8 protein-coding genes are annotated in these 9,269 nt (G+C 59.4%); 3 read left to right on the plus strand and 5 right to left on the minus strand.

Annotation, left to right across the window (positions count from 1 at the left end; translation table 11 throughout):
* The first annotated feature begins 37 nt into the window (after nt 1–37).
* Both NKI08_RS32145 and NKI08_RS32150 read left to right on the plus strand, forming a co-directional pair.
* Nucleotides 38–526: a HEPN domain-containing protein gene (locus tag NKI08_RS32145; RefSeq protein WP_352775187.1), complete on the plus strand. Its 489-nt coding sequence runs from the start codon at nt 38–40 to the stop codon at nt 524–526.
* A 107-nt stretch (nt 527–633) separates the two neighbouring features.
* Nucleotides 634–1,518, plus strand: a complete 885-nt coding sequence (locus NKI08_RS32150; protein ID WP_352775190.1) for a hypothetical protein — start codon at nt 634–636, stop codon at nt 1,516–1,518.
* A 312-nt stretch (nt 1,519–1,830) separates the two neighbouring features.
* Here the strand turns inward: NKI08_RS32150 and NKI08_RS32155 are convergent, their stop codons facing one another.
* The 4 genes from NKI08_RS32155 to NKI08_RS32170 all read right to left on the minus strand — a co-directional run bounded on the left by NKI08_RS32155 (nt 1,831) and on the right by NKI08_RS32170 (nt 6,759).
* The gene (locus NKI08_RS32155) at nt 1,831–2,076 is read right to left on the minus strand and encodes a Ros/MucR family transcriptional regulator (RefSeq protein ID WP_502899694.1); all 246 of its coding nucleotides are present in this window, start codon (nt 2,074–2,076) and stop codon (nt 1,831–1,833) included.
* 227 nt (nt 2,077–2,303) lie between these two features.
* Nucleotides 2,304–3,623 (minus strand): DUF2130 domain-containing protein, encoded by a 1,320-nt coding sequence (locus NKI08_RS32160; RefSeq protein ID WP_352775192.1) that lies wholly within the window; start codon nt 3,621–3,623, stop codon nt 2,304–2,306.
* A gap of 509 nt (nt 3,624–4,132) precedes the next feature.
* Nucleotides 4,133–6,586: an AAA family ATPase gene (locus tag NKI08_RS32165; RefSeq protein ID WP_352775194.1), complete on the minus strand. Its 2,454-nt coding sequence runs from the start codon at nt 6,584–6,586 to the stop codon at nt 4,133–4,135.
* Nucleotides 6,583–6,759 (minus strand): hypothetical protein, encoded by a 177-nt coding sequence (locus tag NKI08_RS32170; protein WP_352775196.1) that lies wholly within the window; start codon nt 6,757–6,759, stop codon nt 6,583–6,585. The genes NKI08_RS32165 and NKI08_RS32170 overlap by 4 nt, the downstream gene beginning before the upstream one ends.
* A 427-nt stretch (nt 6,760–7,186) precedes the next feature.
* Between NKI08_RS32170 and NKI08_RS32175 the strand changes: the two genes are divergently transcribed.
* The gene (locus NKI08_RS32175; protein ID WP_352775198.1) at nt 7,187–8,083 is read left to right on the plus strand and encodes a hypothetical protein; all 897 of its coding nucleotides are present in this window, start codon (nt 7,187–7,189) and stop codon (nt 8,081–8,083) included.
* A 284-nt stretch (nt 8,084–8,367) separates the two neighbouring features.
* On the opposite strand, the gene NKI08_RS32180 is transcribed toward NKI08_RS32175, so the two are convergent.
* Nucleotides 8,368–9,159, minus strand: coding sequence for a nucleotidyl transferase AbiEii/AbiGii toxin family protein (locus NKI08_RS32180; RefSeq protein WP_352775201.1), 792 nt, complete (start codon nt 9,157–9,159; stop codon nt 8,368–8,370).
* Nucleotides 9,160–9,269 lie beyond the last annotated feature (110 nt).

Below are 9,269 nucleotides of genomic sequence, written 5' to 3' on the forward strand. Positions count from 1 at the left end.
CCGCGAATTGCCTCATGAGGGCTCGGCTAGAAAGCGCGTGACGATGATTCCCGAGTCGGCCGGAGCCACTCCCTATGGCATTTTTCTTCTGGCAGATGACTACCTGTCTGCCGCCAAGCTCGCCTATCGAGGAACAGGGCCTGTGCGATTGATGACCTACCATGCGGCTGAGCTCTTTCTCAAAACCTACATGCGTTCCGCCGGAGAAACCATCGATGCCCTGCGGGCCCTGGGCCATGACCTTGAGAAGATGGTCGTTCGCGCCAAATCGCTGGGACTGAAACTACCCGCTCAGATCTTTGCCCAGTCCCGCAAACTATCGGCAAACAACGACTATGTGCGGGCCCGCTACGTGGTGACCCGAGAGCGGACTGACATCTCCGACCAGAGTGTTCTTCGATACTGCCAGACGATCAGGTCGAGTGTGATCGCGGCGCTCAACATGGACGAGCTAGGTGTGCCTCAGGGTGAGCCTTGGCTTGGCGCGCTCCCTACCGACTACCCGAAACAAGCGCGGAGCGAATGAACAATGCGATGTCGACGACAGGCCGAGTCGACGGTTCCCCAGAACCGAGCGTTCGGTTGAAACGTTGTCGAAGAAAGTGATTGTCGATTGCGGCGCGTTGATTAGCCATGAGCGACAGCAAGGCAAGTTCGAACGGAAAGGATCGTCCTGGCGCGACGGCGGCATTTCCCTACGACCGCATGACGGTCGAGCGGTTTCGAAAGACCTTTCCTCGCGCCCGCTGGAACGACGATCTGAAGGCGTGGTTCGTTCCGGGCAAAACCGCGGCGCGGCGTTTCGATCGATGGCTCGAACGAGAGCGTTCTCAGACGCAGACCTATGCCGATCTCAAGGGCCGTGACGCCTTTGCCTTTGATCCCATCCTCTCCGAGTACCTTCGGCGCCTTGACGACCATTTGGAAGTGGTGACCCCCTATTCCCGTACAGTCGTTGATGAGATGCGCGAGGTTCCATTTGCCTCCTGGGATTCCGACCGCCGTGTTTGGACGGTTCCATACCGGTCCTATGACGCCCTGCGCCGCCATTGGAGCCGCATCGAGGAGGCGGCCAAGCGCAACGAGCCGGAGGAACGCAAGAAGCGCCGAGAGGCTAATCGGGGCTCTGAACAGGAACGAGCCGCGCGTGCGCGTGCCACCGAACGACGCCGCAGGCGCTATCCGCTCGATCCGCAGAATCTACCGCCCTTTGGTCGGCCCGTGATGACCTCTGCGTACGGCGTGATCGTTTTCGTCGGGTGCGATGGCGAGCCGGCCGATCCGGAGATCCTTCTAGCCTCCTATGCCGATGTTCCAACTTCGGTTGATAGCGTTTGGGGGCAATGGCGTCCGGCTACACTGGCCGAACTGGTGAAAACCTGGCCCTCACGTGCCGGATCAAAGATTGATGACAGGTTTGGAGGCGGCCTACGATCGAGGAGCTGCGCGTGGCAAGGAAAGCGGCCAGCGGCAGGGAACGGCAACGTTCTCGCACTGGCGCCTAAGGGCGTGTGTTGAGGTCCCGCTCGATCTGTCGTGCCGAGCCGACTCTTTGAGACTGCGCTCGGGATGACACCTGCCGCGCTTGCAGAATATGCCGAAGCGGCCGTAACTTCCGGGTCATTTTGCCAGAGCGAAAGTCTGACCAGCCCGAGCCCGTTTCAATTTTATTCTCGCAACAAAACTTGAGAGTGTCTGATCGGCAACCCTTGGTACGGTTCAACCCAGCTTCGCCTGTGGAAGGCGGGTTACTCCCGCCTTTTTTGTGTCCGGGCTACATGGGCCGATGGATCTGCAGCAATCAGGCCGCGGTCTTCTTGCGCGTCCGCATCACCGGCGCCGGCTTTCCGGTTCTTTCGGCTTTCGGCCGAGCCCCATCGTCTTGGCTAATGCCGAGCGCGCTGCGGCATAGTTCGGCGCGACCATCGGGTAGTCTGCTGGCAGGCCCCATTTGGTGCGATATTCGTCGGGCGTCAGGTTTGTAGTGGGTCGCGAGATGGCGTTTAACGACTTGAACTTCTTCCCGTCCTCAAGGCTGACAATATAGTCCGGAGTGACCGATTTCTTGATCGGCACGGCAGGCTTGTCACGAAACTCTCCTGACGGCTTGAAAGACAGTCGACGAAATTGTCCGTTTCATAGTGGCGGTTGGCGCCAAACGCAACGAGCGCATTGGGCACTATTGCGATGTCTGTTCTGCACAGCGGTCATGGCAACGCATCCCGCGTCGTGCGCGTGTTGGTCCGTCCCCCTGTCGTCTGGGCAAGCCGTTCCAGATTGCCAATCGGCTCCATCCCGATTGCCTATTCGGCACCGGGCAGAGATGCTTCGATGGCCAGAACCTCCAAGCCCTCAATTTCTTGCATCACCTTTCCGGCGATACCTTGCAAATCGCCATACATCCCGACGGTCGACTCGATTACGCCTTGTATTTGAGCCTCCCGCTTGGCCCACAGGCGTGTTGTGGCCTTGCGTTCCTTTGCCAGGTCCTCCTGCATATCAGAGAACTTTTCGACGATGGCCTCGACGCGATGGCGAAACCGCGGACCGGTCAGATAGCCATAGACCTGCTCCATTTTGGTAGCCTGGCCGTCCTGGGCGAGGCGGGAGTTCGCCAGCTCGATAAGGGATTGTCGCAGCATGATGGCGATCGGCATCGCGCATTTGGGATGGGCGACATAGACCCCGTCCAGAAGGTCGAAGGTTTCCACACCGGGAGGCAGCGCTTCCGAGATCATAAGCGCGATATCCGCTTTTGCGGCCCGCTGATCGGCCCTGAGCTTCCCCAGCCAACCCTGGCTCCAGTTCTTGGTGCGTTTTGATTCCCATAAAATGGCGCCGCATGGCTGGCCGGCCGGTCCGACCACGCGGTGCAGGACATCTCCGCCGAACTCACCCTTGGCAACCGGTTCAATGACGTCCATCGGGAACCGGCCGGCAATGAGGGCTTCCAGCTCGAGCTCCAGCACCTCGCCCTGGAGCTGCTGGGAGCCCTGTTCCGCACGGCGCTTCAGCTCCTCAATTTGACGCTGCATGCCGGCGATCTGTTCTTCTTTTTCCGCAACCTTCATCTTAAGGCCGTCTTCGGCTTCCGACCTCGCCTTGACGCGAACGGCGTCCAATCCTTCCTGGATCTTCCTCTCGATGGTCAGCGCCATCTCTCGCTTTTCGTCGTCAAGCGCACGCTGCTTTTTCAGGAATTCCGCCTGTTGCTGCTGGGCCTCGGTGAGCTTTTCGTTGCGCGCCTTCAACGTCGCCTCCAGCTCCGCAAGCTTCTTATCCTTGTCCTCCAGATCTACCGAAAGCAGCAATTTTGCCTTGCGGGCCTCCTCGACCGCGATTCCGGCACGCTCAAGCTTGATTTGCTCTGCCACCTGGTTGCCGATCTCCTCTCTGGCGGCGGCGATCTCGGCCTGCTGGCGCTTAAGCTCCTCTTCTCTGGCAGCCATCGATGCATTGCTCTGCACTAGGCGCATTTCGTATTCTTCACGAGTGGCGGCAATCAAAGGGGCCGCGAGCGACTCATTGAGCTTGATTTCCGTCTTGCAGCTTGGGCAGCTGATCGTCGGCTCATTGAGAATCCTGTCCCCCTGCAGCATGGTATTAGTGGGCTGGATGGTCATCTGCGCGCTGCTCCCTGAGGAATCTGTTTTAGGACACGCCAGACTATATCTCCCCAGGCGTTTTCGGAAAAGAACAAAAAGTGAACTGATGGGTTATCCCCGCCGCAAAGCTAGGGGAGGCGCGCTTCTTACACTTGTTTTGCGGAATGATCGCCTGCGCGAGCGGCGGCAACCTCAGCCTCGACTCGATTGCCAAGCAGGTCGATTACCTCGACGTGTATTTCCGAAACGTCGAGCCCGTGCGCAAATGCCGAATTCCGTCATTTTTCGCGTGGACGTGGCTGAAAGGTCGCTGGGCTGAATCTTTCATTGCACCGGCAATTCCGCGAGCTATTTCAGCTTCCCGTTTCGGTTGGAAACTGAAATCTCTATCCACGCTATTCACGCCTTTGACCCAATCCGGACCTTAATCGGCGGATTTTTGCGCCCCGGAAGCGGTCCTTCAGCTTAACCAGCGTTTGTGACCCTGACTGTCGTTCCTGAGGTGGGATCGCAACTAAGCGGTGAGGTCACTTGTGATTCGCTTTGAGGTTCAGGTTCACGGCGCTGCATTGGCAGCGCAGGGACTCAGGACTGCCGCTGCGCGGCGTGACGTACAGCCAAGATTGGCAGTCCTTGCACCGCAGGCACTCCAGCAGTTCCTTGAATGCCGCCACAACGGGCTCGAAGTCCTTCTTTCCGAAGTTAGCCCACTCGTTGTAGTGCACGGCCTTGTTGACAGCCCATTGCTCGACATTGCTTGCGCCGCTAGAGCCGGAGAGCGTTGTCTTGCGCTCAATCGCGGCCTCCTTTGCGGCGGCATTGCCCCATGACTGGGCTGCATCCGCAGCCTTCCCGTACAGGTCTTTGGCGCGCGAGAGGACGCTGGGCAGGAGCTCGCCGAGCTCATAATTGCCATCCGCCCGAAAGACCGGGCGTGCGCCGAGATGGTCCGCGATATGACGCGACGCGTATTCGAGGTGATGACGCAGCCCATGGGCCGCCGTCTCGACCTTTCCCTTGGCGAGAGTGGCAGCGATCTCGTCCCAAATATCGGCGTTCGACTCGACAAGCGGGCCCGTGTCCACGGTCCAGCTGTGAAACGCCAGCGAGGTCTTCGCAGTGATGAGCCCCGCCGACCTCATCTGTTCAGCCCAGAGGCGATCATGCGTAGTGATGATGAACTGCGTGTCTGGAAAATGTGTCTTCAGCAGCCTGCAAAACTGGTAGCGGTGCCCTGAGTCGACCGACATCACGACATCGTCTAGCAGCGCGATGGTAAAGTTCTTTCCGAAGAGGCGCTTCATTAGCGCGAGGTAGAGGCACACCCCCATGCCGTCCTGATGCCCTTCGCTGTGGTACGCGCCGGGCGGAAACAGACCGCGCTCATAGAAGTTGACGCCGAAATCCAGCCGCCCCTCGCTTGGCGTCAGTTTCGCCGTGAATTTTGCCTCATCGTCCTCGTTAATCAGGCGGTAGAAGGTGCTGAAGTCGTCCTGTACGTCCTCATAGAGCGCATTCAGCTCGTCTTCCATGACGCGGCAATAGGCCTCGTAAGCGGCCTTCGCGGAATTGCTCGCGGCCTTCGCCGCTCCGTTCTTCCGCATGGCATCGCGGTAGTCATTAAGGCGGAGCTGCGCTGTCGTGAGATATGTCTGCGCTTCGATTGCCGCGCTCTGATCGGGTTTCGCGTCAACCTTGGCTGCGAGAGTGGCAAGCTTGGATGGAAATCCCTCGGGCATCCTGGGCCACCCGTCGGTCAGGCGTTCCTTCAAGCCAATCAGTCCCTCGAAACTAGAAAGCTGCCCCTTCAGCTCCTGTAGGTCTGTTCCCCAAGCGGTTACGAGCTCCGCACAGGCTGCATCGCCTTCCACTTTTGCGATCCTGAGAGTCTGCCTGAGCAGACCCAGCAGGCTGTCACCATACCCGGCGATCCCGGTTCCATTCTTAAGAAGAGACGCCTGAAGTTTGCCAGCGTCCTCGGATTTTGCGAGCTTCGCCTTCAGATGACTAAGCAGATGGTCCTCATCCGGCCACGGGTGATCGCATAGCGGGCACTCGGGGCTATCGACTAGGTCAAGACCCTTCTCGACCAGCGAGCGCCGCTGCAACGCCTGGAGCAGAGTCGGATCAACCTCAAGCGTCGCGATGCCGGTTAAGATGGCTGCAGCATCTTCCTTTCCCATGTCCGCAAGCGTGCCGAGCGCATCTGACATTGCCTTCAGATCGCGCAGCACGGATAGCTTGTTGAACTCGGGCAGCTTGTCGGCATCGGATAGGCCTGCATCCAGCTGCGTGTCAGGTGCAAGCTTTTCAAGCTTCGGAAGGCCGAGCGGTTCGCGCTTTGGATTGATAGCGGCCAGCAACTCGGCAGCACCAAATGTCGCGATTTGGAGGTGGCGCTGCAGCGTATCGCGGCTCGACTGCACCAGGTTCGATGCAGATTTGTACGCAGCCTGAAGCTTGTTTTGCGCCGTGTTGAGCGCCGCGCGCGTTTGTCCAATTTCTTCCAGCTTCAGGATCGCCTGGATTTCTTCAGAACGCTTCGTCGGCTCGACCAGGATGAAGCGCAGAATGTCACGCCGGGCGAGCGTGATTTCAGGATGATCCGCGATTTCGTCAAGCGCCGCCTTCACGTCGGAATCGGCAGGCACAATCTTCGGCTTGCTCGGCGCGGAGACTTTCCGCGTGATCGTTGCCGACTTGCCAAGGGCTGGAATGAAAACCTTCAATTCAACAAAGGCAGCGTCTGGGAACTTTACCTTGTCGACATGCGGGCCGTGCTCTGAAACCGACAGGCCCTTCGTGCCCCGACCGGTAAGACGGCCGATCTCCCCGGTGAGCCCAAATTCAATCGCGTCGATGACACCGCTTTTGCCGGAGCCGTTCGGACCGGAGATCGCGAATGTTCCCTTTCCGAAGTCGATGTCGAGCTTGCGGATTCCACGGACCTCTTCGATGTGGGCGGTTTCGAGTTTAATCACTTCACCTCACCGCCAACCGGGGCCGAGAAGATTTTCACAAAGTCATCGGCCTTTGGCTTCTTGCCGTCCGCCAGCAGCTTGCGGATTTGTTCGATCTTCTCGAGATCGACCTCCTTGCCGTCCGCGAGTGATGAAAGAAACTTCTTCGCAATGGTCTGCTGCAGCGTTGCCATATAGCCTCATTCATTGACCCAAGAACCAGCTACAGTTGTAGCGTAAGGCCACTTCGCGAGAAACGGGACGCAGGGAGCTGCCCACAGTCTCACTGTGCGTAACGTTCAACCTACCAGTCTAGTGTATCGAGCAACCAACTAGTCGTTACCATAGCACCGATACCGGGTGTGTTGTTTCACCCACCGAGTTCTACGGCATACCCCCGTATACGCCACGAGCCATGGTGGCCACGGGCGCGCACTGAAACCGAACGGCTGCGTCTTCACGTCCACGGACCTTCTCGACACGCGGGAACGGGAACGGTTCGCGCCCACTCCCGGCCCGGTGTTGCCAAATGCTTCCGGCGGCAGTGCCAGACGCGGGCGTGGTGGTGTAAAACCATCACGCCGCTTCTTGCACCCTCTATATTCCCACAAGCAGAGACCCATGACCTTTGAACCGCATCCCGACCTGCCGCCAAGCCTCTATAAATATTGCTCGCAGGATGCCGCCCGCGCCATCTTGAGCAACAAGACCCTGCAGTTCTCCAGGCCCGGCCTGTTCAACGACGGTTTCGACCTCCGCATCGCGCTTGCTATCAACATCGACGAGAAGGCTGTCATCGAAAGCGCTCTCGACCAGATCTATGAAGGCGCCTACGGCCCCGAGCCGTTCCCTGCTGGCAACAAGCTCGGCGCCTCGCTCCTTCTGATGCGTGTCTTCTTCCGCGGCAAACCGGAGCCGGACGCTTTCGAGAAAGCAATGCGTCCCGGCATCGAGGAGTTGGTCGCCAACCGCAAGACCATGCTGCGGCAGCTCTGCGATGAGTTAGCAGCCGAGACTGCGAAACTTAAGGTGCTCTGCCTGTCCTGCTCCGGCACGATCGCGCCCATGTGGGGGAACTATGCCGAGAACATCCACGGCGCGGCACTGCAGTTCGCCCCGAGTGAAGAAGATAGCCTCTTTCTGGTAGCGCGCCCCGTCGCCTATGTGGATCATGAGCCCGTCCTGTTCGACGACCAGGGCTTCACTGACTGGCTATCTGGGCGGCGAGGCCTCAATGATTCCGATCTGCTCTCGCAGTTCCTCTACACCAAGACAGCCGAATGGGGTCCGGAGCGCGAATGGCGGATCATTGCCGGCAATGGATGGAAGCCGGGCGACGAGCGCGAGTATGTCGAATTCAGCGCGCGGGATCTGGAGGCCGTGGTGTTCGGTTTCAGGTCGAATGCGGCATTCCGTGAGGAAATCACAAAGCTGGTGGCCGAGCGCTATCCCGAATGCCGGCTACGCGAGATGAGGCCAGCGGATGGCCAGATGGCCTACGAAATCGTCGATCTCTAGCCGGCAGATTGCGTAAGCGAGCGGCCCGAGACTACGCCTGATCGCAAATTCGAGCACTTCGAATGACCGAAAAGTCCGCGGCCGAGCCGGCCGGCGCATGGGCTCGGATTATAACGCGATGGAGCGTTCTACGTCTCAATCGGGTGGGACTTTGCCCTTCACCTCGACCGCCGGAATGGCATGATCGCGGACGAAGCTGTCATTCGGCCACGAGCAGATCCCCCCACCTTATCGTGAGGAAAGGCTTCGCCGTTTTGGGAAGCTTCGAGCGATCGACCAGGCGACTAGGAATGGGTGTTGATGTCCTGCTCAATCTGCCGTGCTGATTCCAGAATGTCGTCGAAACTCGGCGGAGTGCCGAAGATCATGGCCGCCGTATTGGCATAGTCGCGCGTGAGCGCGTCCACCATCTTTGGAGCGGGCGCGATCGCGAAGCTGCCCGGGACTGCTGAGGCGAGGTCATAGTCGGGACGGTCGAAAAACATTCGTGCGTGCCGCACACAATCGGCGCCAAGATCGAGATCGCCGAGCGCGGCCTTTCCGGTCTCGGATCCGAGAAGACAGTGCAGGTCATAACAGTGCCGAGACACCCGCTGGCCTTCCTGCCGCAGTTCGCCGCGCCGCTCGTACCAGCGGCGCAATCCATGGGCGATCACCACCTTGTCCCAAAAGGTGCGGGTCGCCTCGATCGTGGTCACGTCGGCGACGGTGAGATCAAAGCCTGCCGCTTCCTCCGCGACATAGGGCGTGATCGTGATGGGGCGATTGGGATCGAGCGCCGATTTCGCCCCGGACTCGAGGCGTATGGCCGGTCGCACATAGGCGCCATCACGCGGCTCGACCTCGGGATACCAGAGCAGCAGGGTCTGACCATCGGCATCGGCTTCATCGAGCTCCACCCGTCCAGCGCCGTTAGTAATGTCGGCAAGTTGAGCGGTGAGGAAGTCTTGCAGCGGGCCTGTGATATACGCACGGCAGGCGTCCCGGATGGCGTCGAGCTTGGCGCGGCGCTTCTTGTTCGACAGTCCCTCAAGCTCTTCGACGGAGGCAGCCTCGTCGAGATCGTCGCGGAACACGGTAACATGTAGAGTAGGTGGCGAGCGCGGTACCGCCTTGCGGCGGTCCGTTTCTCACCACCCCTCGCAGAACCGGACGTGCACCTTTCGTTATGCATCCGGCTCGCCAG

The organism is Mesorhizobium sp. M0768, from assembly GCF_040320195.1.
GTDB lineage: Bacteria > Pseudomonadota > Alphaproteobacteria > Rhizobiales > Rhizobiaceae > Mesorhizobium.